This window comes from Pseudoduganella aquatica (genome assembly GCF_020865585.1).
GTDB lineage: Bacteria > Pseudomonadota > Gammaproteobacteria > Burkholderiales > Burkholderiaceae_D > Rugamonas > Rugamonas aquatica_A.
Genome location: NZ_CP086370.1, coordinates 3,357,991 through 3,383,716 on the forward strand (window position 1 = coordinate 3,357,991; position 25,726 = coordinate 3,383,716).

General features: G+C 66.4%; 19 protein-coding genes. 14 read left to right on the forward strand and 5 right to left on the reverse strand.

Features of this window, described 5'->3' with window-relative positions:
• Positions 1-71 precede the first annotated feature (71 nt).
• From KT882_RS15030 to KT882_RS15060, 7 genes are all read left to right on the forward strand, one after another.
• Complete coding sequence (locus tag KT882_RS15030) at positions 72-884, forward strand: type VI secretion system accessory protein TagJ (RefSeq protein WP_161075303.1); 813 nt, start codon at positions 72-74, stop codon at positions 882-884.
• Positions 877-1,392 (forward strand): type VI secretion system baseplate subunit TssE, encoded by a 516-nt coding sequence (gene tssE, locus KT882_RS15035; protein ID WP_161075302.1) that lies wholly within the window; start codon positions 877-879, stop codon positions 1,390-1,392. Before KT882_RS15030 ends, tssE begins: the two co-directional genes overlap by 8 nt.
• A complete protein-coding gene (gene tssF / locus KT882_RS15040; RefSeq protein WP_161075301.1) occupies positions 1,389-3,254 on the forward strand; it encodes a type VI secretion system baseplate subunit TssF in 1,866 nt (621 codons plus the stop codon). Before tssE ends, tssF begins: the two co-directional genes overlap by 4 nt.
• Positions 3,239-4,273 (forward strand): type VI secretion system baseplate subunit TssG, encoded by a 1,035-nt coding sequence (tssG, locus tag KT882_RS15045; protein ID WP_161075300.1) that lies wholly within the window; start codon positions 3,239-3,241, stop codon positions 4,271-4,273. The genes tssF and tssG overlap by 16 nt, the downstream gene beginning before the upstream one ends.
• Positions 4,274-4,284: 11 nt before the next feature.
• Positions 4,285-7,032: a type VI secretion system ATPase TssH gene (gene tssH / locus KT882_RS15050; RefSeq protein ID WP_228896480.1), complete on the forward strand. Its 2,748-nt coding sequence runs from the start codon at positions 4,285-4,287 to the stop codon at positions 7,030-7,032.
• 19 nt (positions 7,033-7,051) lie between these two features.
• A complete protein-coding gene (locus KT882_RS15055) occupies positions 7,052-8,131 on the forward strand; it encodes a PI-PLC domain-containing protein (protein WP_161075298.1) in 1,080 nt (359 codons plus the stop codon).
• A 102-nt stretch (positions 8,132-8,233) separates the two neighbouring features.
• Positions 8,234-8,953 (forward strand): hypothetical protein, encoded by a 720-nt coding sequence (locus KT882_RS15060; protein WP_228896482.1) that lies wholly within the window; start codon positions 8,234-8,236, stop codon positions 8,951-8,953.
• 6 nt (positions 8,954-8,959) lie between these two features.
• On the opposite strand, the gene KT882_RS15065 is transcribed toward KT882_RS15060, so the two are convergent.
• Genes KT882_RS15065 through KT882_RS15075 form a run of 3 tightly spaced genes read right to left on the reverse strand, consistent with a single transcriptional unit; the run spans position 8,960 to position 12,245 of the window.
• On the reverse strand, positions 8,960-9,409 hold the full coding sequence (locus KT882_RS15065) for an SRPBCC family protein (protein WP_228896483.1): 450 nt from the start codon (positions 9,407-9,409) through the stop codon (positions 8,960-8,962).
• Complete coding sequence (locus KT882_RS15070) at positions 9,399-10,751, reverse strand: tetratricopeptide repeat protein (RefSeq protein ID WP_161075295.1); 1,353 nt, start codon at positions 10,749-10,751, stop codon at positions 9,399-9,401. The genes KT882_RS15065 and KT882_RS15070 overlap by 11 nt, the downstream gene beginning before the upstream one ends.
• 6 nt (positions 10,752-10,757) lie before the next feature.
• Entirely contained in the window at positions 10,758-12,245 is a 1,488-nt protein-coding gene (locus KT882_RS15075) for a type VI secretion system contractile sheath domain-containing protein (protein WP_228896486.1), read from the reverse strand.
• A 97-nt stretch (positions 12,246-12,342) separates the two neighbouring features.
• Between KT882_RS15075 and KT882_RS15080 the strand changes: the two genes are divergently transcribed.
• The 7 genes from KT882_RS15080 (at position 12,343) to tagF (ending at position 23,526) form a co-directional block, all read left to right on the forward strand.
• On the forward strand, positions 12,343-12,732 hold the full coding sequence (locus KT882_RS15080) for a DUF4280 domain-containing protein (RefSeq protein WP_161075293.1): 390 nt from the start codon (positions 12,343-12,345) through the stop codon (positions 12,730-12,732).
• 18 nt (positions 12,733-12,750) lie between these two features.
• The gene (locus tag KT882_RS15085; RefSeq protein WP_161075292.1) at positions 12,751-14,766 is read left to right on the forward strand and encodes a type VI secretion system Vgr family protein; all 2,016 of its coding nucleotides are present in this window, start codon (positions 12,751-12,753) and stop codon (positions 14,764-14,766) included.
• Positions 14,767-14,863: 97 nt separating this feature from the next.
• A complete protein-coding gene (gene tagH / locus KT882_RS15090) occupies positions 14,864-16,402 on the forward strand; it encodes a type VI secretion system-associated FHA domain protein TagH (RefSeq protein WP_228896488.1) in 1,539 nt (512 codons plus the stop codon).
• A 19-nt stretch (positions 16,403-16,421) separates the two neighbouring features.
• Positions 16,422-17,753, forward strand: coding sequence for a type VI secretion system baseplate subunit TssK (tssK, locus tag KT882_RS15095; protein ID WP_161075290.1), 1,332 nt, complete (start codon positions 16,422-16,424; stop codon positions 17,751-17,753).
• A gap of 6 nt (positions 17,754-17,759) precedes the next feature.
• A complete protein-coding gene (gene icmH / locus KT882_RS15100) occupies positions 17,760-19,253 on the forward strand; it encodes a type IVB secretion system protein IcmH/DotU (RefSeq protein WP_228896490.1) in 1,494 nt (497 codons plus the stop codon).
• Positions 19,250-22,843, forward strand: a complete 3,594-nt coding sequence (gene tssM / locus KT882_RS15105) for a type VI secretion system membrane subunit TssM (RefSeq protein ID WP_228896492.1) — start codon at positions 19,250-19,252, stop codon at positions 22,841-22,843. Before icmH ends, tssM begins: the two co-directional genes overlap by 4 nt.
• Positions 22,843-23,526: a type VI secretion system-associated protein TagF gene (gene tagF, locus KT882_RS15110; protein WP_161074828.1), complete on the forward strand. Its 684-nt coding sequence runs from the start codon at positions 22,843-22,845 to the stop codon at positions 23,524-23,526. The genes tssM and tagF overlap by 1 nt, the downstream gene beginning before the upstream one ends.
• A gap of 82 nt (positions 23,527-23,608) precedes the next feature.
• Here the strand turns inward: tagF and KT882_RS15115 are convergent, their stop codons facing one another.
• Complete coding sequence (locus KT882_RS15115; RefSeq protein WP_228892791.1) at positions 23,609-24,568, reverse strand: IS110 family RNA-guided transposase; 960 nt, start codon at positions 24,566-24,568, stop codon at positions 23,609-23,611.
• 226 nt (positions 24,569-24,794) lie between these two features.
• Positions 24,795-25,676 carry a PP2C family protein-serine/threonine phosphatase gene (locus tag KT882_RS15120; RefSeq protein ID WP_223149397.1) on the reverse strand — a complete coding sequence of 294 codons (882 nt, stop codon included), beginning with the start codon at positions 25,674-25,676 and terminating at the stop codon, positions 24,795-24,797.
• Positions 25,677-25,726 lie beyond the last annotated feature (50 nt).

The following is a 25,726-nucleotide window of genomic DNA, read 5'->3' on the forward strand; positions in this document are numbered from 1 at the left end:
TCGTGCAGCCGGGGCATTGCCGCCCCGGCTTTTTTTTCACCTGTTTCTTCTGACTTACACCAGGGCTCCTTATGGACGCGCAACAGCTTATTAGTGATGGCCAGCTTGGCGCCGCGCTCACCGCGCTGCAGGACCAGATCCGTAAAGACCCGTCGAATGCGAAATACCGCACCTTCTTGTTCCAGCTGCTCTGCGTGCAGGGACAGTGGAACCGCGCGCTGACGCAGTTGAACGTGGCCGCCGAACTCGACGCCGCCACCCTGCCGATGGCGCAAACCTACCGCGAGGCGATCCAGTGCGAGGCGCTGCGCGATGAAATTTTTTCCGGCAAGCGCCTGCCAGTGGTGTTCGGCGAGCCGCTGCCGTGGATAGCGCTGGTGGCCGAGGCGCTCAAGCTGGAAGGCGAGGGCAATGCCGCCGGCGGCGCCGCGGCCCGTGCACGCGCTTTCGAGGACGCGCCGGCCAGCTCCGGCAGCATCAACGGCGAACGCTTTGAATGGCTGGCCGACGCGGACGCCCGCATCGGTCCGGTGCTCGAAGTGATCATGAACGGGCGCTATATCTGGGTGCCGGTGCAGCACGTGAGCCGCATCGAGATCGAAGCGCCGTCCGACCTGCGCGACAAGGTGTGGATGCCCGCCACCTTCACCTGGACCAACGGCGCCAGCACGGTCGGCCTGATCCCGACGCGCTACGCGGGCACCGTGCGCCCCGGCGCCGACGAGGCTTTGCTGCTGGCGCGCCGCACGGAATGGAGCGAGGAGGGCATAGGCCTGGGCCAGCGCATGCTGGCCACCGACGCCGCCGATTACGCGCTGATGGACGTGCGGACCGTGGAGTTCGACGCCGGCGGCCATGCAGTAGACACGTCCGCCAATGGCTGAACTGGCGCCACGCGAGCGGTTGCAGCCCTCGCTGCTGGACCGCCTGACCGACGACGAGCCGGACAGCAGCGTGGAATCGCGCGAGCGGCGCGTGCTGTCGCTGCGCACCCTGCGCGAGAGCGTGCTGCGCGACCTGGCGTGGCTGCTCAACACCACCAATCTGCTGTCGGTCACGGATTTTCCGAAACTGCCGCACGTGGCCAACTCGGTGGTCAACTACGGCATGCCGGACATCTCCGGCATCTCCGTCGCTGGCATGAACCTGACCGACCTGGAACGGGGCATTCGCCAGGCGATCTGGGACTTCGAGCCGCGCTTGATACGCGCCACGGTCAGCGTGAAGGCGGTGCCGCAGCAGTCGGAAGGCAACACCATCATGTTTGAAATTGAAGGCGATATGTGGGCGCAACCCTACCCTGAACGGCTGTACCTGAAAACGGAACTCGACATCGACCGCGCCACCATACGCCTGACCGAAAACAGCGGCGGCAAGGGAGTGGCGGCATGAATCCGCGCCTGCTGCGCTATTACAGCCAGGAGCTGCAGCACCTGCGCGAAGTGGGCGGCGAGTTCGCCAAGGAATATCCCAAGATCGCCGGCCGTCTGGGCCTGGAGGGTTTCGACTGCGCCGACCCTTATGTAGAGCGGCTGCTGGAAGGCTTCAGCTTCCTTGCCGCGCGCGTGCAGATGAAGATAGACTCCGAGTTCCCGCGCTTTACGCAGCATATGTCGGAGCTGGTCTACCCGCACTTCCTGGCGCCCACGCCGTCGATGGCGGTGGTGCAGCTGCAGCCGGACCTGAGCAACCCGGCCCTGAAGCAGGGCTATGTGGTGCCTCGCGGGACCGCCATGCGCAGCGTGCTGGGCAAGGGCGACACCACGGCCTGCGAATACCGCACCGCGCACGACGTGACCATGTGGCCGGTGGAACTGGCCGAAGCCAAGTTCTTCACCCACAGCGGCGCGCTTGGCGGCGCACCTATGCCGCTGCCGGCCGGCGTCAAGGCGGGCATCCGCCTGCGCCTGCGCACCGTGGGCGGGCTGCCTTTCCACGCGCTGAACATGGACAGCCTGGCGTTGAACCTGCGCGGCAGCGACGAAATGCCGGTCAAGATCTACGAAAAAATCCTGGGCAGCGTCGAGGGCGTGCTGGTGTCCTCGGCCGGCGGTTCGGCCTTGCTGCCGAAAAGCGCCGTGGCCCCGCTGGGATTTGGCGAAGAGGAAGCGCTGCTGCCCAGCGGCCGGCGCACCTTCCAGGGCTACCGCCTGCTGCAGGAATACTTCGCCTTCCCGCAGCGCTACCTGTTCGTTGAACTGCGCGGCTTGCGGCGCGCCCTGGGCCGCTGCGCCGAATCGGAAATCGAGCTGGTCATCCTGCTGAACCGGGGCGACGCCCAGCTCGAGCAGATGCTGGACGCGTCCAACTTCGCGCTCAACTGCACGCCCGCCATCAACCTGTTCCAGCGCCGCGCGGACCGTATCAACGTCAGCGGCGAGCAGTTTGAATACCACGTGCTGGTGGACCGTACGCGGCCGATGGATTTCGAGGTATTTCAGATCGAGGACGTGACGGGCTACGGCACCGGCCCGCAGGCCGAGCAGACCTTCCGCCCCTTCTACACGGCCAAGGACATTGGTGGCCTGCACCAGGACAAGGCCTTCTACCATATCCGGCGCGAGCCGCGCGTGATCTCGCAGCGCCAGCGCAAGGTGGGGCCGCGCTCCAGCTATATCGGCAGCGAGACCTTTATCTCCATCGTCGACGCGGCAGAGGCGCCGTACCGCAGCGACCTGCGCCAGCTCGGCCTGCAGGTCTGGTGCACCAACCGCGACCTGCCGCTGTCCATGCCGCTGGGCGTGGGCAAGACCGATTTCATCCTGGACTCCGGCGCGCCGGTGACGGCGGTGCGCTGCCTGGCCGGCCCCAGCCAGCCGAATGCGTCCTTCGCCGAGGGCGCGGTGGCGTGGCGCTTGCTGAACCACCTGTCGCTCAATTATCTGTCGCTGACCGACAGCGATCCGCGCCAGGGCGCGGTGGCGCTGCGCGAAATGCTGTCGCTATACTGCCATCCAGGCGACCTGAATGGCCAGCGCCAGATCGAGGGCGTGCAGTCCATCAGCACTTCCAGCATCACGCGCCGCATGCCGTCGCCGGGGCCTATCACTTTCGGGCGCGGCCTGCAGGTGACCGTTACGATGGACGACGCGGCCTTCGAGGGCACCGGCGCCTTCCTGCTGGGCGGCGTGCTGGCGCAGTTCTTCGCGCAATACGTTTCCATCAATTCCTTCACCGAGACCGTGGTGCGCACCGTGGGGCGGGGCGAAATCATGCGCTGGCCGGCCAAGGGAGGCGCATGCGCGATCCTGTAGAACTGGACCTGGAGCTGGAGCGCAACGCCGCGCGCATGGACTTTTTCCAGGTGCTGCGGCTGATCGAGAACGCGCACCCCGAACTGCCGCGCATCGGCGCCTCGCTGCGTCCGCGCGACGACGCGGTGCGCTTCGGCCAGGACCCGGCGCTGACCTTCCACGCCACCGCGCTGGGCCAGTTCCTGCGCGCCGGCGCCAACGGGCCGGACTCCAGGGCGCGGCTGGCGGTCAATTTCTTCGGCCTGCTGGGCGCCAACGGGCCAATGCCGACCCATATCACCGAATACGTGCGCGACCGCCTGCGCAACGGCGGCGACGCCACCATGCTGGCCTTCCTGGACGTGTTCCACCACCGCATGCTGTCGCTGTTCTACCGCGCCAAGGCGCAGGCCGAACCCGCCATCAACCTGGACCGCGAGGACACCGACCGCTACGCCGAATTCGTCGGCAGCCTGTTCGGCATCGGCGCGCCCGCGCTGCGCCAGCGCGACGAGATCGGCGACTTCGCCAAGCTGCACTTCGCCGGCCTGCTGGCGAACAACGCGCGGCCCGCGTCCGGCCTGGTGTCCATCCTGCGCGAGTACTTCAAGCTGCCGGTGCAGGTGGAGCAGTTCGTGGGCCACTGGATGCGGCTGCCGCTGGAAATCCAGTCGCGCCTGGGCGGCGTGGAGGACGGCAACCGGCTCGGCATTTCCACTGTCCTTGGCAGCAAGGTGTGGGACAGCCAGAACAAATTCCGCATCGTCATCGGCCCCATGGGCTTTGCCGATTATGAACGCATGCTGCCCGGCGGGGACAGCATGAAGCGCCTGCTGGCCTGGGTGCGCAACTACGCGGGCACGGCCCTGGACTGGGACGTGCGCCTGATTCTGAAGAAGGAAGAAACCCCGGCATTGCGGCTGGGCAGGGACTCCAGCGGGCGCGGCCTCCGCCTCGGCTGGAGCACCTGGCCGGCCAGCGCGGCCCCCAGCCGCAATCCGGACCAATTGCTCATCAACCCAAGCGCCCATGCGGGCTAAGGAAAATCACCATGGCAGAAATTAGTCGCGTTGCCCTGTTCGGCAAATTGAATTCGCTGTGCTACCGCGCCATCGAAAGCAGTACCGTTTTCTGCAAACTGCGTGGGAATCCCTACGTGGAACTGGTCCACTGGCTGCACCAGATCCTGCAACTGCAGGACTCCGACCTGCTGCGGCTGATGAAGCACTACGAGCTGGACGCGGCCGCGCTGGCGCGCGACCTGACGGCGGCGCTGGACCGGCTGCCGCGCGGCTCCACGTCCGGCATCGACCTGTCCTCGCAGCTGGAAGAATCCGTGGAGCGCGCCTGGGTGTACGGCACGCTGATGTTCGGCGAATCGCAGGTGCGCTCCGGCCACATCCTGATCGGCATGCTGAAAACCTCCAGCCTGCGTAACGCGCTGTACGGCATGTCGGCCCAGTTCCAGAAGATCAAGAGCGACGACCTGAGCGAAAAGTTCGCCAGCCTGCTGAAGGATTCGCCGGAATCGCAGATGACGGCCACGGACGGCTTCCAGGCCGGCGGCGGCGCCGCACCGGGCGAAGCGTCGGGCGCCATCGCCCCGGCGGCGATGGGCAAGCAGGAAGCGCTGAAGAAGTTCACCGTGGACCTTACCGAGCAGGCCCGCAGCGGCAAGATGGACCCCATCGTGGGCCGCGACGACGAGATCCGCCAGGTGGTGGACATCCTGATGCGCCGCCGCCAGAACAATCCCATCCTGGTGGGCGAGGCCGGCGTGGGCAAGACCGCCGTGGTGGAAGGCTTCGCCCAGCGCATCGCGCGCGGCGACGTGCCGCCAAGCCTGAAGGACGTGCAGTTGCTGACGCTGGACGTGGGCCTGCTGCAGGCCGGCGCCAGCATGAAGGGCGAGTTCGAGCAGCGCCTGCGCTCGGTCATCGACGAAGTGCAGGGCAGCCCGAAACCCATCATCCTGTTCATCGATGAGACGCACACGCTGGTGGGCGCGGGCGGCGCGGCCGGCACCGGCGACGCGGCCAACCTGCTGAAACCTGCGCTGGCGCGCGGCACCCTGCGCACCATAGGCGCGACCACCTTCGCCGAATACAAGAAGCACATCGAGAAAGACCCTGCGCTGACGCGCCGCTTCCAGACCGTGCAGGTGGACGAGCCGAGCGAAGAACGCGCCATCCTGATGATGCGCGGCGTGGCCTCCACCATGGAGAAGCACCACAAGGTGCAGATCCTGGACGAGGCGCTGGAAGCGGCCGTCAAGCTGTCGCACCGCTACATTCCGGCGCGCCAGCTGCCGGACAAGTCGGTCAGCCTGATCGATACGGCCTGCGCGCGCGTGGCCGTGAGCCTGCACGCCACCCCGGCGGAAGTGGACGACAGCCGCAAGCGCATCGAAGCGCTGGAAACTGAACTGAATATCATCGGCCGCGAAAGCGCCATCGGCATCGACATCGGCAAGCGCAAATCCGACGCGGACGATTTGCTGGGCGCGGAACGCGAACGCCTGGCCGGCCTGGAAACGCGCTGGAACGCCGAGCGCGAACTGGTGGACCAGCTGCTGGCCTTGCGCGCCAAGCTGCGCGACGGCGCATTGCCCGTCGAAGGCACGGGCAGCGCGCTGGAGGCCGGTGCAGAAGCCGTCGCCGGCGCGGAAATGGCCGGCCACAAGGTCGGCAACGGCCTGACCGCCGATGAACGCGCCGCGCTGATGGAGGAGCTGAAAGGCGTGCAGGCCAAGCTGAGCGAGCTGCAAGGCGAGTCCCCGCTGATCCTGCCGACCGTGGACTACCAGGCGGTGGCGGCGGTGGTGGGCGACTGGACCGGCATCCCGGTCGGCCGCATGGCCAAGAACGAAATGGAAACCATCCTCAAGGTGGCTTCGCTGCTGAGCCAGCGCGTGATCGGCCAGGACCATGCGATGGAGATGATCGCCAAGCGCATCCAGACCTCGCGCGCGGGGCTGGACAATCCGAGCAAGCCTATCGGCGTGTTCATGCTGGCCGGTACCTCCGGCGTCGGCAAGACCGAAACGGCGCTGGCCCTGGCCGAAGCGCTGTATGGCGGCGAGCAGAATCTGATCACCATCAACATGAGCGAATACCAGGAGGCGCACACCGTCTCCACGCTGAAAGGCGCGCCGCCCGGCTACGTGGGCTACGGCGAAGGCGGCGTGCTGACCGAAGCCGTGCGCCGCAAGCCGTACTCCGTGGTGCTGCTGGACGAGGTGGAAAAGGCCCACCCGGACGTGCACGAGATGTTCTTCCAGGTGTTCGACAAGGGCTTCATGGAAGACGGCGAAGGCCGCTTCATCGACTTCAAGAATACGCTGATCATCCTCACCACCAACGCCGGCACCGACCTGATCGCCGGGCTGTGCAAGGACCCGGACCTGATGCCCGACCCGGACGGCATGGCCAAGGCCCTGCGCGCGCCGATGCTGAAGGTGTTCCCGCCCGCGCTGCTGGGCCGCATCGTCACCATCCCTTACTACCCGCTGTCGGACCAGATGCTGGGCCAGATCGTCAAGCTGCAGCTGAACCGCATCAAGAAGCGTGTCGAGGCGCGCTACAAGATCCCGTTCAACTATACCGAGGAAGTGGTCAAGCTGGTGGTGTCGCGCTGCACCGAGGGCGAGTCCGGCGGCCGCATGATAGACGCCATCCTGACCAACACCATGCTGCCCGATATCAGCCGCGAGTTCCTGAACCGCATGATGCAGGGCGACGCCATCGCGGGCGTGCAGGTTGATGTAAAAGACGGCGAGTTCTCTTATCGTTTCGATTGATTGAGCTGGAGGGGGTGAGATGATTAACTACTACGAGTTAGGCCCGGACAAGAAACTGAATGAAGTCGTCATGGCGGGCAGCCATGACGCGGCGGTGACCATGGGCGGCGCCAATACGCAGACCCAGGACCTGGACATCCACGACCAGGCCGTTGCCGGCGCGCGCCTGTTCGACATCCGCATCACCGGCGCGGTGGTCAAGAAGGGCGGCGCGGAGAAGGTGGTAACGCTGAAGGCCTATCACGGCAAAGGGCCGGAGAGCAATACCACCGGCGTGGACCTGCGCACCGGTACCGCCGCCACGGCCAAGGTGAAAAGCATGTGGGGCGGCGAATACGGCCTGTCGCTGACCAAGATCCTGACCGACGCGTCGCGCTTCGTCACCAACAACCCCAGCGAGTTCGTGATACTGAAGTTCGACCATTGCCACAACTGGGAGATGATCGCCGAGGCTTGCGTGCAAGTGCTGGGCGATCAAATCTACAAGGGCGCCGGCAACCTGAATAACAAGACGCTGCGCCAGCTGCAGGGCAAGGTGATCGTGCTGTTTGCTTCGGACGGCCTGGAGCTGGTGCGCGGCACCTACAGCGCGGCGCAGGGCATATTGGGCATCAAGAACCTGAGCAAGGCCGGCAGCACCTACAAGGACGTGTACGACGGCATGCAGTATTTCGGCAAGGGCGGCACCAGCGTGGGCAAACCGTTTGGCAAGGTCGAGCAGAACATCAAGAAGCAGCGCAAGCTGATGGCGCGCGGCGGCGATGGCAATCCTAACGTGGTCGGCATGATGTACTGGACCACGACGGGTGTGTTCGAAAGCATCCGCGACCGCAACACCGGCATGTGGACCGCGCCCAATGTGGCGAAGCTGAAGGATATGTGGACCAACGGGCTGGATGAGGCCATCACTTCGCGCATGAGCAAGTTTGCCAAGATAGACGGCTTCGCCAGCGGCACGGTGCTGAAGGCGTTCATGCCTAACTTCGTGATGATAGATTTCGTCGACGAGGCAAAATGCAAGCATATCCTGGAGCTCAACACCATTCCTCCCACTTTCCTGGTGAAGAATATCGATAACTTCATGCGCACGGATACCTGATAGATGCCGTTTGTTTTGCTGCTGAAGCTGTTGCTTGTCCCTGTCTTGATTTATGCGGTAACGCTGGCGGGCCGCAAATGGGGGCCGGGCGTGGCGGGATGGATGTCCGCCTTTCCCATCGTCTCCGGGCCTATCCTGCTGACGGTGACGCTGGAGCAGGGCGCCGGCTTCGCGGCGCGCGCCGCCGAGGGCACGCTGCTGGCGGTGCTGGCGATCCTGGCATTCAGCATCGTCTACGCATGGGCTGCGCAGCGCTTCGGCATGGCGCTGTCCATGCTGAGCGCTTTGCTGGCCTGGGGCGTGGCGGTGGCGGGCCTGAAGGCTTTGCCGCTGCCGGTGGAGGCCTGCTTCGTGCTGGTGGTGCTGGCCTTGCTGGTGTCACCCAGGCTGTTTCCGCCGCTGCGTTCCGGCGACGCCATGCCAGGGCTGTCTGCGGCACGGCCGGCTGGCGGCGCAGCTGCCAGCGACCTGCCGTGGCGCATGCTGGCCGGGGCTGCGCTGGTGCTGGCCGTGAGCTACGGCGCCGCCGCGATAGGCGCGCGCCTGAGCGGATTTTTTGCCATGTTCCCCGTGATGAGCACCGTGCTGGTGGGCTTCTCGCATGTGCGCTCCGGCCGCGCCTTCGCGGTGGCCCTGCTGCGCGGCATGGTCTACGGCTACTTCGCCTTCGCCACGTTCTGCCTCGTGCTGTCGCTGCAACTGCGCGACGGCAGCGTCGCCACTGCTTTCGCGGCAGCCTTCGCCTGCGCGCTCGCGGTGCAGTTGGCCGTCAAGCGCCTGATGGCGCCCGCCGCGCCGGTGCGGCCGGCCGCCGTTAAATAACGCTGCTCATTGCTGCTCGACTGCGGCCTTGATGTCGATCAGGTCTTGCAGCAGGGCCTTTTTTGCCACGCCCTTGAACAGAAGTCCCATCGGGATGGACATGATTTTTGCGGCTAAGCTTTGCGGCTGGGAGTCATGGAAGCTGGTTAGCGCGAAGCCGCCGCTGCTTTCGGAGATGGTGGTCGTGGACAGGAAGATGAAGCCGTCGCTTTCGGCCCTCGTTTTGTAGAACTGGTTCTCCACCGCGTCGGTGATCCACTTTTCAGCGGTGGCCGGTTTCCCGAACAGCATGCGGGTCTCCCGCCACTTCAAACCCACGAGACCACTCGCCGGCCGCTCAACCACCTCGATGCTGTCGATGCCCCGGATGATCTTCGCGGCGCCTTCGATGTCCGTCATGGCGGCCCAGATCGCCGCCTTGCTCCCCTTGATGGTGACCTGTACTTCAACCAGCATGCGGTTTCTCCTGCGGCTTTCTTGCGCCGACCAGCAGGCCCGCAACGGGCTTGCCGGCTTCCTGCCGCAAGGTGATGTGGCGCAGCTGCGCCAGTTCCAGTCCTGCGGCGGCCAGCGTGCCGCGCACATAGGGTTCGGCGTGGCTGTAGCGGCCGTGCGCATGGAGCAGGAACTGGGGCGCGGCTGCCACGTCTTGCGTAGCTTCGACCGTGAACACAAGGTGGCCGCCGGTTCGCAGCGCCGCCGCTGCGCTGTTCAACAGGGCTTCCAGCGCGCCGAAATAGCAGAGCGTGTCGGCGGAGACGACCAGGTCGTAGGCGTCCGTGTGGCCGGACAGCCAGGCGGTCAGCTCCGCTTCGTGCAGCTTGTCGTATTCGCGGCGCTTGTCTGCCTTGGACAGCATGCCTGCGGACAGGTCCACGCCTTCCAGCCGCTTCGCGTACGGCCTCAGCAGCGGACCGCACAAGCCGGTGCCGCAGCCGGCGTCCAGCACGTCCAGCGTGCGCTGCGCCTCGCTGGCCCCGCCCAGCAGGGACGCAACCATCTCGCCGCACATGGCGGGGGCGCAGTAGTCCAGCCTGGCCAGCACTTCGTCGAAGCTGTCGGCAAAGCGGTCGAACACGGTCTGCACATAGGAGTCCGATGCGCGTTCGGGCGCGGCGGCGCCCTGGCAGGCGGCGATGTGGTGCTTTACCACCGGGTTGTCCGGATCGATTTTCTCCCACTGGCGGTAGACTTCCAGCGCTTCCGCATCGCGCTGCTGCGACACCAGCGCGCGCGCCAGGCTGCGGTACAGGTCCGGATTGTCCGGCGAGAGCAGGATGGCTTTCTGGTAGGCGCTGAGCGCTTCGGTGAAGTCGCCGGTTTTCTTGAGCACATGGCCCAGGTTGATCCAGCCTTGCGCAAACTCGGGCGACAGCGTGATGGCTTGCCGGTAGGCGGCGGCCGCCTCCTCCAGCCGTTCCTGCGCGCGCAGCACCACGCCCAGATTGTTATGGGCCAGCGCAAAGTCCGGCCGCGCTTCCAGCACGGCGCGGTAGGAATGCTCGGCGTCCACGTGGCGGCCCATCTCCTTCTGCACGTTGCCCAGGTTGTTGCGCGCATCCACATAGTCCGGCGCCGCCTGCAGCGCGCGGCTGATCAGGTTGACCGCGCCTTCGTGGTTGCCCAGCTGGTGCTGGGCCACGCCCATGTAATGCAGCGCGTCCGGATGGGTGGGCGCCACCTGCAGTATGGCTTCGTAGTGCTGCGCCGCCAGCCGCGGCTTGCCCTGGCGGTGCACCGACACCGCCAGTTGCAGCGCGTCGTCCAGCGAGATCTTTTGCAAGGCTTTCTTCTTCATTCTGACTCAGGAATTCCATGCGCCGGAGAGTGCCCGGGCGGGGTGGGAGATGGACTGGCTGCGCAGCAGGCGCGCGGCATTGCGGTTCTTGAAGCTGAGCAGCGGCATCAGGCCGCGCTCGAGCAGCACGGTTCCGGCCCGCTCGGAAAGGAAGGCTTCGGCGCAGGCCTGCATATGGGCCTGGCCGTCGCGGCGCACGGTGTGGGCGGGCAGGTCGTCCAGGTCCAGCGCGTCGCCGGGCGACATGTCCCAGGCGCTGTCCTCGAAGGCGCGGCCAAGCAGCAAGGCGCAGGCCAGGGAGGCGTGGCCCCACAGGTAGTCCTCATGCTCGTGGTCCGCGTCCGCTTCTTCGAACTCGAACTGGTCGGTGCGGTCGGTGGCTTTGCCGTAGGGGAGGCGCAGCAGCACGCGCGGGAGGACCAGGCCCAGCCAGCTCGCCTGCGGCGTTGCGCGCAGCGCTTGCCAGCGCGCTTCGCCGGCGGCGTCCAGCTCTTGCCAGCTCGCGGCGTCGGGCTGGTCGGCCAGCGAGGTGGCGCCCGCCAGCGCGGCGCTGGCGTCGGCCAGGAAGGGCGCTTGCGCGCGGGCGGCCAGCGCGCCCAGGGCGGCCAGCAGGCCCACGTCCGCTTCGCCGGGGCCGAAGCTGTAGGCGCCGCACAGCACGGACCAGGGCGCGGCATCGGCGCCCATGCGCGGCTGCTCGACCAGCAGCTTGTGCAGCGTGCTGGTTTCCAGGGCGCCGTCGGCCGTGTCGATATCGGCCTGCAAGGCGGCTTTGTCCGCGTCCATTATGTAGAGCTGCAAGTCCTGGCCCAGTTCCAGGCCGGTGACGATCTGGCGCAGGCCGCGCCAGTTGGCTTCCAGCGCCTGGAATTGCGGCGCATGCAGCACGGCGCGCATGCGCTGGGCGATCACGCCATCCAGCGCGGCCACGTATTCGGGCTGGCGCGGGTCTGGGCCGGGCGGCATGGCGCCGGCGATGCGGCGTATCAGCTGGTCGATATCCGGCAGGCCGCTTGCCGGCGCGGCTGGCTGGCGCACCTGGCCGCCGAGCAGGCTGGCGAAGTCGCTGGCGGCTGGCTGGGGAGCTTGAGCAGATGCGGGCGGCGCTGCTGAGCCGGCGGCTGATTGCAGCGCGGCGGAGGCGGCAGCGAAGGTGGCGGGATTGCGCAGCTGCTGGCGCTGCGTGCGCAGCGCTGCAAATGCGTCTGATTTTTGATACAGCTGGTCGGGATGGAAATCATCCAGCTCGCGAAACTGGAAGGTGTTGACGGCGCCGTCCAGTGTGACTTGCACGCTGGGCGCGAGCTGTGCCAGCAGGTGGTCGAAATTGTCGATATCGACTCGCCGCGCCGCGCCTATGCCCGCAGCCATGGGCCTTCCGGCGCGGCCGCTGAAATCCCCCATCACCAAGATGCGCATGGGCTGCCCGTCCTCTCCGGCCTCCTGGGGGCCGGCGGCGGCAAATCCGAATTCGAATGTCAGCGATGTGGCCATGACTGTCCCTCGTCGATACGTGGTGGTGTTGTGGAGCTTATCCTAAAACCTTACCTTTAAGACAGTTTTTTCGGTCATAATAGGTCCAGGAGGGGATATGCCAAATCAGGTTGTGATGGGGGCGATGATGACTTGCACGTTCGGCGCTGCGCCGTCGACGCTGGTGGTGCTTCCCGCGAACAAGGTCATGGCCGAAGGGCCGCCGGCCGCCAATATCATGGATCATAAGCCCATGGTCAATATCATGCCTTTCGGCGTGTGCAGTTCGATGGCCAATCCGACCGTGGCCGCCGCTACCGCCGCGGCGTTGGGCGTGCTTACGCCCATGCCCTGCATACCGATGACGTCCGCACCCTGGGTGCCGGGCGCACCGACGGTGCTGATTGCGAATATGCCGGCGCTGGACAACCTCTGCAAGTGCATGTGCAACTGGGGCGGCGTGATCGCCTTCAGCCAGGCGGGCACCACCAAAACCATGATCCCCTGATTCCGGACCGGAACCCGTATGCCAGTTACGCAAGCCAACCGAGAAGTAAACGTCACCAGTCCCCTGGGAACCGATGTGCTGCTGTTCGACCGCATGAGCGGCAGCGAGCGGCTGGGGCAGTTGTCCGAATTCCGTGTGCAGCTATTGAGCACCAAGCCGGACGTGAAGATCGCCGATGTGCTGGGCAAGCCGCTGGGCGTGCATGTGGACATGGCCGACGGCGTGCGGCACTTTCACGGCATTGTCACGCGCTTCGCCTGCACCGGCTGGCATGGCAGCCTGGCGCGCTACGAGGCCACCGTCCACCCCGGCCTGTGGCTGCTGACGCGCTCTTCCAACTGCCGCATTTTCCAGGAGAAGAACGTCCTCGACATCGTCAAGGCGGTGTGCCAGGACGCGGCCTACGGCGGCGCCATCGACCTGAACGTATCCGCGCTGAGCGGCACTTATGAGGCCATGACGTATTGCGTGCAGTACCGCGAGACGGACTTCAATTTTGTCTGCCGCCTGCTGCAGAACGAGGGCATCTATTTCTACTTCACGCACGACGCCAGCAAGCACACCATGGTGCTGGCCGACTCCTACAGCGCCCACCAGAGCCTGCCCGGCTACGCCAGCGTGGAGTTTTCCGGCGAGGCGGGCCGCCGCATCGTGGACCAGGAGGCCGTGTACGGCTGGGCTGCGGCCGGCGCGATCCAGGCCAGCAGCTATGCGCTGAACGATTTCGATTTTGAAAAAGCCGCCGCCAGCAACAGCGGCGGCCTGAAAGTAAAGTCCACCATCGCGGCGGCCTTTGACCAGCAGGCTTACGAGATGTACGACTATCCCGGCCTGTACAACGTGGCGGCCACGGGCACCACGCTGGCGCGCGGGCGCATGGAGGGCCTGCACGGGCAGTGCGAGGAGATCTCCGCCGACACCAATGCGCGCGGCCTGTTCCCGGGCGGCCTGTTCAAGCTGGTGCACCATCCGCGCGCGGACCAGAACCGCGAATTCCTGGTCACCGGCGCGCAGTATGAGATCGTCGGCGACGACTACGCCACCGGCGGCGACACGCCGCTGGACTTCCGCTGCGTGTTCAACGCCATCGGCAAGGAACACAGCTACCGCGCACCGCGCACCATCGCCAAGCCGGTGGTGCAGGGGCCGCAGACCGCCATGGTGGTGGGCAAGGCGGGTGAGGAGATCTGGACCGACAAATATGGCCGCGTGAAGGTGCAGTTCCACTGGGACCGCGAGGGCAAGGAAGACGAGCTCAGTTCCTGCTGGGTGCGCGTGCAGCAAAGCTGGGCCGGCGCGGGCTGGGGCAGCGTGTTCATTCCGCGCATCGGCATGGAGGTGGTGGTGAGCTTCCTGGAAGGCGATCCGGACCGGCCACTGGTCACCGGCTGCGTCTACAACAGCGACGCCATGCCGCCGTATGCGCTGCCGGGCGAGCAGACCAAGTCCACCGTCAAGACCAATACCAGCAAGGGCGGGGGCGGCTACAACGAGATCCGCTTCGAGGACAAGAAGGACGCCGAGGAGATCTACGTCCAGGCCGAGAAGGACTTCAACCGCGTGGTGAAAAACAACGACACGCTGAAGGTCGGCTTCGAGAAGAAGGACAAGGGCGACCAGACCATACAGATCAAGAACGACCGCAGCCTGGACGTGGGACACGACCACAAGGAGCACGTGGTGAACGACCACACGGTGACGGTGGACCACGACCAGATCATCACCGTGACCAACGACCAGACGCTCAAGGTCGACAACAACCAGACCATGAAGATCGCGGTGGACCGCAAGCTGGACGTGGGCGGCAACCAGACCACGGCCATCAAGGGCGACCAGAAAGTGACGGTGTCGAAGACCATCGTAATCGAGGCCACCACGTCGATAGAGCTGAAGGTGGGCGGCACCAGCATCAAGATGGAACCGGCCAAGATCACCATCAAGTCGCCGGATGTGACGGTGCAGGCCGACGGCATGGCCACGCTCAAGGCGGGCGGCATCATGACCATAGGCGGCGCGCTCGTGAAGATCAACTGACCGGGGTGATTGTGTTTTACGCAATAGCAACCGTATAATGATCCGCGCCGTGCCCTTTGATTTCAATTAGCAGCCTCTTAGCAGCGATAGTGAGCCGATGTACTTAACCCTGCGGATCCAGTCATACAGAAAGCAAGCTCCGGCTGCGCCCGTTGAGCGCCGCTTCGATCAATTGGGCGGCACCATAGGCCGTGCCGCAGGCAACGACCTGGAGCTGCCCGATCCGGGCAAATACATCTCGCGCAACCACAGCAAGATCGATTTCGCGGGCGGCCAGTACACGCTGATGGACCTGGGCGCCAATCCAAGCTGGATCAACGACCGTCCGGTAGGCACAGGCAAGAGCGCCGTGCTGGCCGACGGCGACCGGCTGCTGATAGGCGACTACGTGCTGGAAGTGCAGGTGGGCGAGGGCGCCGCCGCGCCGGCCATACCCGTGTTCCAGCCCGAGACCTCGGACGCCTTGCCTTTCCAGGCCCAGCCAGCGGTGGCGGCGTCGCCCTACGAGGGCAAATCCTTTGACGAGATGCGTGACACGCTGGCCGGCGTGAAGATACTGGAACTGAGCGGCGGACATGATCCGCTGGCCACGCCGTCCGCCAACGATCCGCTCGGCCTGAATATGCTGAGCGACGCCAACGCCGCCCAGGCCGCGGCGCCTGTGGCCTTCCGTGGCTCGGAGGCGGACCACGCGCCGCCGCAGTGGATGCCGATGGCGCAGCCGCAGCCGCAGCCGCCAGCCCCGGAACCCGTCCCGCAGTGGGCCAGCCCGGCATACGGCGCCCCAGCGCAGCCCTATGCCCATGCGCCCGAGCCGACAGTGCTGACCGTGCGCGCCGCACCGCAGCCGCCAGCGCCCGCTGCGCCTGCACCTGCCATGCTGATACCGGACGACTACGACCCCCTGGCCGATTTCCTGCCGCCGCGCGTGCAGGCGCCGGCCGCGCCATATGTGCCGCAGCCCGCCGCGCCCATCGCTTACGCGCTGCCGCCGCAGCAAAGCCACGCCGCTCCCGGCGGTGCGGCGGCGCAGGTGGGTGCGGCCCAGGGCGGCGAGGAAGTGATTCAGGCGCTGCTGCGCGGCCTGGGCCTGACCGGCCTGCGCACCACGAAGTCCCCGGCCGAAACGGCTGAACTGGTGGGCGCCATGCTGCGCGAGGCGACCTCCGGCACCATGGCCGTGCTGATGGCGCGCGCCATGACCAAGCGCGAAAGCCGCCTTGAAATGACGGTGCTGGGTGCGCAAGCCAACAACCCATTGAAATTCTTCCCGGACGCCGAAAGCGCGCTGTCCCAAATGCTGACCAACACCTTGTCCGGCTACATGCCGCCGGTGAAGTCCATCGGCAGCGCCTTTGAAGACCTGAAAGCCCACGAACTGGCCGTCATCGCCGGCATGCGCGCGGCGCTGGACGGCGTGCTGGCGCGCTTCAACCCCGCGCTGATCGAGGCCAAGGAGCCGGAAGGCGTGATGGACAAGATGATGGCAACCACCCGCAAGGCCCGCCTCTGGGACCGCATGGTGGCGCTGCACGAAGACATCCTGCGCGAAGCGGACGATGATTTCCAGCACCTGTTCGGCGAAAAATTCTCTGCCGCCTATGAAGACCAGATCGGCCGGCTGCACCGCAAATAATCCTATCGAGTGAGACATCATGGCGTGGAACCGTAAAGTCATCTGGTCCGAAGGCATGCTGCTGCAACCGCAGCACTTGCAGCAGCACGACCGCTACCTGCAAACCCAGCTCGAAAGCCGGGTGGCCAGGTTGCGGCCTTATTCCTGGGGCTTTTCTTCGCTGAAGATAGACGAGCAGCAGCTTGCGCTGGGCAAGCTGGCGCTGTTGTCGTGCAGCGCGGTGCTGCCGGACGGCACGCCATTCATCCTGCCGGCGGACGACGACCTGCCGCTGCCGCTGGACATACCGGAAGACGCGCGCAACGCGGTGATCGTGCTGGCGCTGCCGCTGCGCCGGCCCGGCATACCGGAAACCGGCGACAGCCCGGCGCCGGACAATTTTGCCCGCCACGGCGCCGTGGACCACGAAGCCTGGGACAGCAACGGCATCGACAACAGCGCGCTGATGCAGGTGGGGCGCCTGCGCCTGCGGTTGGCGCTGGAATCGGACGTCGCCAACGCCTACGCCTGTATCGCCGTGGCGCGCGTGATCGAACGGCGGCCGGACAACCGCGTGGTGCTGGACCCCGAATTCTGCCCGCCGTGCCTGGACTTCCGCGTTGCGCCGCGCCTCGGTGGTTTTGCGGACGAAGTGGTGGGGCTGCTGCACCAGCGCGGCGACGCGCTCGGAAACCGCCTGTCCCAGCCCGGCGCCGCCGGCGCGGCCGAGATTGCGGACTTCCTGCTGCTGCAACTGGTGAACCGCGCCGAGCCGCTGTTCGCGCATCTGGCCACGATGACGGGCCTGCATCCCGAAGACTACTACCGCGAGGCCGTGCAGCTGGCCGGTGAGCTGGCCACCTTCAGCCCGAACAACAAGCGCGCCATCCAGTATCCGGTGTACCGCCACGACCAGCTGCGCGAGACCTTCCTGCCGGTGATGGAGGACTTGCGCCAGTCGCTGTCCATGGTGCTCGATACGCACGCCATTCCAATTCCGCTGGAGGAGCGCCAGTTCGGCATCCGCGTGGCGGTGATGCGCGATCCGGAACTGCTGAAGTCCGCCACCTTCGTGTTGATGGTGAACGCCCACATGCCGCCCGAAACGGTGCGCAGCAGCTTCCCGCGCCAGGTGAAGATAGGCTCGGTCGAGAAAATCCGCGACCTGGTGAATCTGCAGCTGCCCGGCATTGCGCTGCGCCCCCTGCCGGTTGCGCCGCGCCAGCTGCCGTTCCACGCGGGCCATACCTACTTTGAGCTGGACAAGGGCAGCGAGTACTGGCAGCACCTGGCCACTTCCGCCGGTTTCGCCATGCACGTGGCGGGCGACTTCCCCGGCCTGCAGATGGAGTTCTGGGCCATCCGGAAGTAAGCGAAGATGAGCCAGGACGATTTGCCAGACTCCGACCGCACCATCCTGGTCCCCAAGCCCGGCGGACGGCGCGGTGCACCCGCGCCCGTACCGGGACTGGGACTGGGCGGCGATGCAGGCGTCCCGCCTGCGGGGGCAGCCGGCGCTTTCCCGGCCAGCCCTCCGCCTGGCGGCGGCGACGGCATGGGCGGCGCCGCTGGCGGCGAGCCTGCGGCGGCAGCCTGGCCCGGACCCGGCCTGGGCGCGGCAGCCGCTGCGAACAGCTACGGCGCCGAACGCGCCGCCGGCCATGTAAACTACGACGCCGCGCTGGCCCCGCTGACGGCCGCGCCGCGCGCCCACCTGAATGGCGTCAACCCGCTGGTCGGCGCCGCCAACGCCTTGCTGGACCTGGTGGTCCCGCTGCGCATCATGGCCACGCACCCCAGCGTGGAAGGGCTGCGCAGCCAGCTGGTGGCCGCCATCAAAAAATTCGAGATCGACGCCAGGAACGCGGGCTGCGCGCAGGAGGCCATTGCCGTGGCGCGCTACTCGCTGTGCACCTTCCTGGACGAGACCATCTCCAGCACCCCATGGGGCGGCAGCGGCGTGTGGGCCAGCCGCAGCCTGCTGGTGGCCTTTCACAACGAGGCCTTCGGCGGCGAGAAATTCTTCCTCATCCTGCAAAAGCTCAGCCAGCAGCCGCGCGCCAACCTGCACGTGCTGGAGCTGATGTATCTGTGCCTGGCGCTGGGACTGGAAGGACGTTACCGCGTAATGGACGGCGGCCGCGTCCAGCTCGACGTGCTGCGCGAGCGGCTGCAGCAGCTGATCCAGAAAGAGCGCGGCCCCTTCGAACCGGACCTGTCGCTGCGCTGGAAAGGCTCGAACGAAAAACGCCCCGGCCTGCTGCGCCTGATTCCCGTCTGGGTGATCGCCGCCGTTGCTGGCCTGGTCCTGCTGTGCATTCATCTCGGCTTCAGCTTCCTGCTGAACCGCCATTCAGACCCCGTGTACGCCGCCTTGCAGCGCATCCGCCTGGTGGCCCCTGTGCCGCCGGCGCCACCCATGGCCAATCCGCCGGTGCGCGTGGCCCGCTTCCTGGCGCCCGAAATCGAGCGCGGCCTGGTGAGCGTGACGGAAACGCCGGACCGCTCCACCATCGTGCTGCACGGCGACGGCGTGTTCAAATCCGGCAGCGCCGAAGTGCTGCCGTCCTACGACGGCCTGCTGCGGCGCATAGGCGAAGCGCTCAAGCCGGTGCCCGGCAAGGTCATCGTCATCGGCCACACGGACGACGTGCCCGGCGGATCGGCGCGCTATCCTTCCAATTGGGCGTTGTCCAAGGGCCGCGCCGCCACCGTGGTGGAGCTGCTGGCCAAACAGGCCGGTCCCGCAGCGCGCTATACCGTGGAAGGGCGCGGCGAGACCGAACCGCTGGTGCCCAATGACAGCGCCGCCAACCGCGCGCGCAACCGCCGCGTAGTGATTATTGTGCTGACCCCAGTACCGACCCCATGATCAAACGCTTCTTCAACTGGTTCATCAAGCCGCCCGTGCTGGCTTTTTTCGGCGTGCTGCTGCTGTCGTTGATCTTCTGGTTCGAGGCGCCGCTGCTGGCCTTCGACGGTAAGGAGCCGTTCGCCTCCACCGGCGTGCGCTGGTTCTTTATCGGCCTGATGTTCCTGGCCTGGGCCATCTATTTTGGATGGAAGCTGCTGCGCGCAAGGCTGGCCGAGCGCCGCCTGATGAAAAGCGTGGCCGGCGATCCGGATTCCGCGCCCGCCGTGGTGCCGGGGCAGAAGGAAAGCGCGGCTGAAATGGCGCTGCTGGCCAAGCGCCTGCAGGAAGCCATGGCGGTGCTGCGCAAATCGAAGGCAGGCAGCGGATTCGGCAACGGCGGCGGCTTGTACCAGCTGCCTTGGTACATGTTTGTTGGCGCGCCCGGCAGCGGCAAGACCACTGCGCTAGTACATTCCGGCCTGAAGTTCCCGCTGTCCGAGACGCACGGCAAAGGCGCCATCGGCGGCGTGGGCGGCACTCGCAACTGCGACTGGTGGTTTACCGACGAGGCGGTGCTGCTCGACACGGCGGGCCGCTACACCACGCAGGACAGCTACACCGAAGTGGACCAGGCCGCGTGGAAGGGCTTTTTGCAGCTGCTGCGCAAGCACCGCCGCCGCCGCCCCATCAACGGCGTGATCGTGGCGCTCAGCGTGGCGGACCTGCTGCAGCAAGGCGAAGGCCAGCGCCGCGTGCAGGCGCTGGCGATACGCGCGCGCATCAAGGAGCTGCACGAGGAACTGGGCATCCGCTTCCCGGTCTACGTCATCGTCACCAAGTGCGATCTGCTGGCCGGCTTTGTCGAGTTCTTCGACAACCTGGGGCGCGAGGAGCGCACCCAGGTCTGGGGCGTGACCTTCCCGTTGGCTTCTGCCGAGCAGGCGGACGCCGGCCTGAAAGCCTTCCCAGCCGAGTTCGACGCGCTGCAGGCGCAGTTGCAGGCGCGCCTGTTCGAGCGCATGCAGCAGGAGCGCGACATCCAGCGCCGCGCGCTGATGTACAACTTCCCGCAGCAGTTCGCCGCCATCGGCGACGTGCTGGAATCCTTCCTGACCGACGTCTTTGAATCCACCTCCTACGAGGAAGCGGCGCTGGTGCGCGGCGTGTACTTCACCAGCGGCACCCAGGAGGGCAGCCCGATCGACCGCGTGATGTCCACGCTGGCCGCCAGTTTTGGCCTGGACCGCAAAGTGCTGCCGGCGAACGCCTTCGGCGGGCGCAGCTACTTCATCACGCGGCTGCTGCGCGACGTGGTGTTCCAGGAGAGCGAACTGGCGGGCGCCAATCTGCGCCTGGAGCGCAACCGGCGCTGGCTGCAATGGGGCGCCTACGCGCTGACGGCCGCCGTGCTGGTGCTGGTGACGGCGGGCCTGGTCACGAGCTATGTGCGCAACCAGAATTACGTGAACGACGTGGCCGCGCGCAGCCAAGAGATCGACAAGCTGGCGCGGGCCTTGCCGAAAGATCCGTCGCCGGTTGCTGCGCTGCCGCTGCTGAACGCCTTGCGCGACATCCCGGGCGGTTACCGCAGCCAGGGCGAGGAAGTGCCGCTGTTGATGGGGCTGGGCCTGTACCAGGGCGGCAAACTGGGCGAAGGTGCGCAGGGCGCCTACCAGCGCGTGCTGCGCGAGGCGCTGATGCCGCGCATCCTGGAGCAGATGGAGACCCAGCTGCGGCGCGGCACCGCCAACAATCCCGAATACCTGTACGAGCTGCTGCGCGTCTACATCATGCTGGGCGAGCGCAACCACCTGGACGCGCCGGCCGTGCGTGCCTGGCTGGACTACGACTGGAGCCGCAACCTGCCGGAGGCGAACGAACTGCAGCGCCAGGATCTGTCGCAGCACGTGGCGGCCATGCTGGCGCCGTCCAGCCAGGCCGAGGCGCCGCCGCAGCTGAACAGGGCGCTGATCGCGCAGGTTCGCCTCAGCCTGGCCAAGCTGCCGATGGGCGAACGGGTCTACACCCGCTTGAAGCGCGGGCTGGCCGCCGCCAATGTGCCGGACTTCGACGTGACCGCCGCCGCTGGACGGGACGCGGGCGTGGTGCTGGAGCGGCAAAGCGGCCTGCCGCTCACGCGCGGCATCGCTGGTCCGTTCACGCTGGCCGGCTACAAGAAATTCACCGAGCAGATAGACGGCGCCATTGCCGACGTGGTCAAGGACAGCTGGGTGCTGGACCAGCGCGAAGCGGTGGACAGCCTTGAGAGCGCGGCGCAGATGAAGGCCGTGGTCCAGCAGATGTATTTCGAGGAGTACATCCGCCTGTGGGACGGCTTGCTGGCGGACGTGACGCTGGTGCCGTTCACGTCCCTGGACCAGGCGGCGCGCGTGATCAACAGCGTGAGCAGCCAGGAGTCGCCGCTGCGCAAATTCCTGCAGGCGGCCGCGAAACAGACGCGGCTCGACAAGCTGAAAACCGCCAAGTCCAGCGTGGACGCGGCCACCGACACCGTCAAGCAGCTCAGCGACGCGGCCAAGCGGCGCCTGGAGTCCGCCCTCAGCGACGGCACGCAGGACGTGCTGCCGGCCGACGTGCGGCCCGTGAATCCGGTCGATATCCATTTCGCTCCGCTGCACAAGATGGTGGAGGCGGGGGCGGGCGTTGCAGGCGGTGCGGCCGGCGGCGCAGGCGGGGCCTCGGGCCTGGACGGCGTGCTGCTCAAGTTGAAGGACGTGGCGGTCTACCTGGACGCGGCCAGCGCCGCGCGCGCCGCCGGCCAGCCCGCGCCGCCGGCCGACGCGCTGGCGCGCCTGAAGCGCGAGGCGGACGGCTTGCCGGCGCCGCTGGGCGCGCTGGTGCGCAATGTGAACACGGCCGGTTCTGGCCTCACGCTGGGCACGGAGCGCGACCGCCTGGACGCGTTGTGGAAGACCGGCCCTGCGCTGTTCTGCCGCGCCGCCATCGCAGGCCGCTACCCGCTGGTTCGCAAGGCCGTGCAGGAAGCCACGCCGGACGACTTCGGCCGCTTCTTCGGCCCCGGCGGCCTGGCCGATGAATTCTTCCAGAAGCACCTGGTCAACTACGTCGACACCAGCGGCGCGCAATGGCGCTGGCGCATGGTGAACAATATGGATCTTGGCATCAGCCAGGAAGTGCTGAACGAATTCCAGCGCGCCGCGCAGATACGCGACAAGTTCTTCGGCAACGGCGGCAAGCAGCCTTCCGTGCGCTTCGACCTGAAGCCGCTGGCGGCGGACGCCGCGCTGACCCGCGTGCTGCTGGACGTCGACGGCCAGCAGCTGGCGTTCGCGCCGAAGACGCAGCAGGGCGCGGCGAGCTTCCAGATCCCGAGCGGCAAAGGCGTGAACGCGGTGCGCTTCGAGGTGGCGCCCGCCACCACGGCGGAGCTGCGCACCGAGGGCGCGTGGGCCTGGTTCCGCATGCTGGACAAAGCCATGCTGGAGCCTTCCGCTCAGGGCGAACGCTACAAGCTGACCTTCGACCTGGAAGGCCGCAAGATTATCTACGAACTGACAGCCAACAGCGTGAACAATCCGTTCAAGCGCGACGGCGTGGAGCAGTTCCGCTGCCTGGAGTCGCTGTAATGGAAGAGCCGGAACTGGCGCCGGGATTCTTCGGCAAAGTGAGCACGCATGGCGACTTCGTTTCGCGCCGCTTGCCGCCGCCCCTGCTGGGCGTGTGGGACGCGTGGCTGCAGGCGTCCATGCAGGGCAGCCGCGAGGCGCTGGGCGCGCGCTGGCTGCAAACCTATCTGACGAGCCCGATCTGGCGCTTTGCGCTGGCGCCGGGCGTGTGCGACCGCAATGCCTGGGCCGGCGTGCTGATGCCCAGCGTGGACCGCGTGGGGCGGCACTTTCCGCTCACCATAGCGGCCGGTGCGCCGGGCGGCGGGGGGCTGCTGGATTGGGTGGCGAACGGCAAGCCATGGTTCGACCAGCTGGAGGCGCTGGCCTTGTCATCGCTGGAGGAACGCTTCCAGCTGGAGCCGTTCGATGGCTTGCTGCAGGCCATGCCGCCGCTGAGCGATGCGCCGCTGGCCGGACAGCAGGGAGGCGTGGGTTGCCGCTTGCCGCTCGCATCGCTGGATGCCGTGGCGGCGCAGGTTCCGGCGCTGGCCGCAGCGGCGCTGCGCGGGCAGAGTATCTGGTGGACCGACGGTTCGGCCGAGGTGGAACCGAGCTTGCTGCTGTGCCGGGGCTTGCCTGCGCCGGCGGCTTTTGCGGGGATGCTGGCGGGGACGTGGCTGCAGAGCGGATGGGGCGCGTGACCGCCTGGCGGGTTACGGCCTCCGGCCTAACCCGCCCTACAAGGCCCGGGACTGTATTGGTGCGTAGATACTGTTATGCCGGTCAAGCGTTTTGAAGCTCCTGATTGAATGGTTTGCCAGATTTTAAGACGCCGAAAGCAACGTGGACGAGCTTGCGCATCATGGCGCCGATCACCAGCTTGGCCGGCTTGCCTGCTGCTTGTAGGCGGGTGCGGAACTGGCGCCCCCAGTCGGTGCGGTACAGCGCCACCATAGCCGGCATGTACAGATTTTTGCGCAGATGCGCGTGGCCGATCTTGGACATCCGGGGCCGCTGCTTCACGCTTGATCCGGACTCATGTTGGCGCGGATCGAGGCCTGCAAAGGCGGCAGCCTGCCGACCGTTGTCGAAGCGCCCGGCATGCATGCCATAGGCCAGCAGTAACGCAATGGTATTGTCCCCGACACCGGGAATGGTATCGAGTAAGTCGCGTCTGCCGCGCATGTCGGGATCGTCGTTGATGTGATCACGTACGCGCTTGCGCAGCTGTTTAATCTGCTCGCCGAGCCAGGCAATATGCTGTTCGATATCGGCCCGGACCGATTCGCGCGCCACGTCCAGGCGGTTCGTTTCCTGCGTCTGCATGGCCAGCAGCGCATCCAGGCGCAGCACCATCGCTTTCAATTCCTGTTCGCTCAGCGGCGGCGGCTGCCATGCTTCCGGACCATGCTTGGCGCAGAACTCGGCAATGACCTTGGCGTCGACCTGGTCGGTCTTGGTGCGCACCAGCTGCGCCTGGGAAAACGCCTTGATCTGGGCCGGATTGACGACACTGACGCGGTAGCCCCGACGGGCAAAGAACTCCGCGATCGCCTCCCAATAGACGCCAGTGGCCTCCATGCAGATATGGGGCAACCCGTCCGTATGACTCTGCAGCCACGCTTCCAGTTTGGCAAAGCCAGCCTGGGTGTTTTCTACAACTTTCGCACGGTGTTTGCCCGTTTCCAGGCGCAGTGCGCAATCGACCTTCAATTTGGCGACATCTATACCAAGACACAACATTACTCTTCTCCTGATCAACCTTGCAAATGCGGGCTCACGGCACGCCGGGCCAAAGATACTGTTCGATCTTTAATGGAATAAGAGCAACTGCTGCGAAATCTACATCACGGTCTTGGCGACCAAGGGCGGGTACGGCATCCAGTTGCTCTGCCCCGACGTTCCGTTTTCGGGGCAGATGGAATAATACAAGGGCGGGTTAGGCGCAAGGCGCCGTAGCCCGCCGCTATCACGCGTCCTTGCAGCGCACGATCACTGCGGTGATGTTGTCCCGGCTGCCGTCGCGCTTGGCCATGGCGACCAGTTCGGCGCAGCACTCGGCCAGGTTGTCGTCGCGCACCCGGGCCAGGATGGCGGCGATGGCTTCCGGCGGCGAGTTGCCATACAGGCCGTCGCTGCACAGCATGTAGACGTCGCCCGGCGACACGGCCTGCGTCTGCAGGTCCGGCTTGATCAGCGGCGCCGGGCCGAGCGCCTGGAGCAGCAGGTTGCGCGCCGGGAGCGGCTCCGCCATGCCCGCCTCCAGCGCCTGCTGGTACAAGGTCTGGTCGCGCGTGAGCTGGTTCAGGCGGCCATTGCGGAAGCAGTACAGGCGGCTGTCGCCGATGTGGAAGATGAACACCGGCCCGTCCTGCGCCACCTGCCACATGCCGGTCAGCGTGGTGCCCATGCCCGCGCCGTCGGCCTGGTCGTTGGCGCTGTTGGTCTGGTACATGCGCTCGTTGGCGAATTCCACCGCGTCGTGCAGCGTGATCATGGCGCGCATGGTGGCGTCGGTCCAGGTGGCGTCGGGGTCGGCCTGCACCGGATCGAAGGCGCTGGCGTGGAAGGCGGGCACGGTGGCGTCGCTGGCGTCGCCGGGCGAGGACTGCTGGTCGCCGTGCGATGCGCGCAGGAAGCTGTGCAGCAGCCGGATGGCGTCCGCGCTGGCGATTTCGCCCGCCTCGTGGCCGCCCATGCCGTCGGCCACGACCACCAGGCCAAGTTCGGGAGCGATGAAGAAATTATCCTGGTTGGACTCGCGCACGGTGCCAACATCGGTCAGGCCGTAGGCCAGGCCCAGGTCGAGGCGGTGCAGCGCCGACGGTGATAATTGCTTCCAATTGCCCAAGGTGTCTCCAGTAGTAGAAATTGTCTCCAGGCCTTTGTCACAAAGGCCAT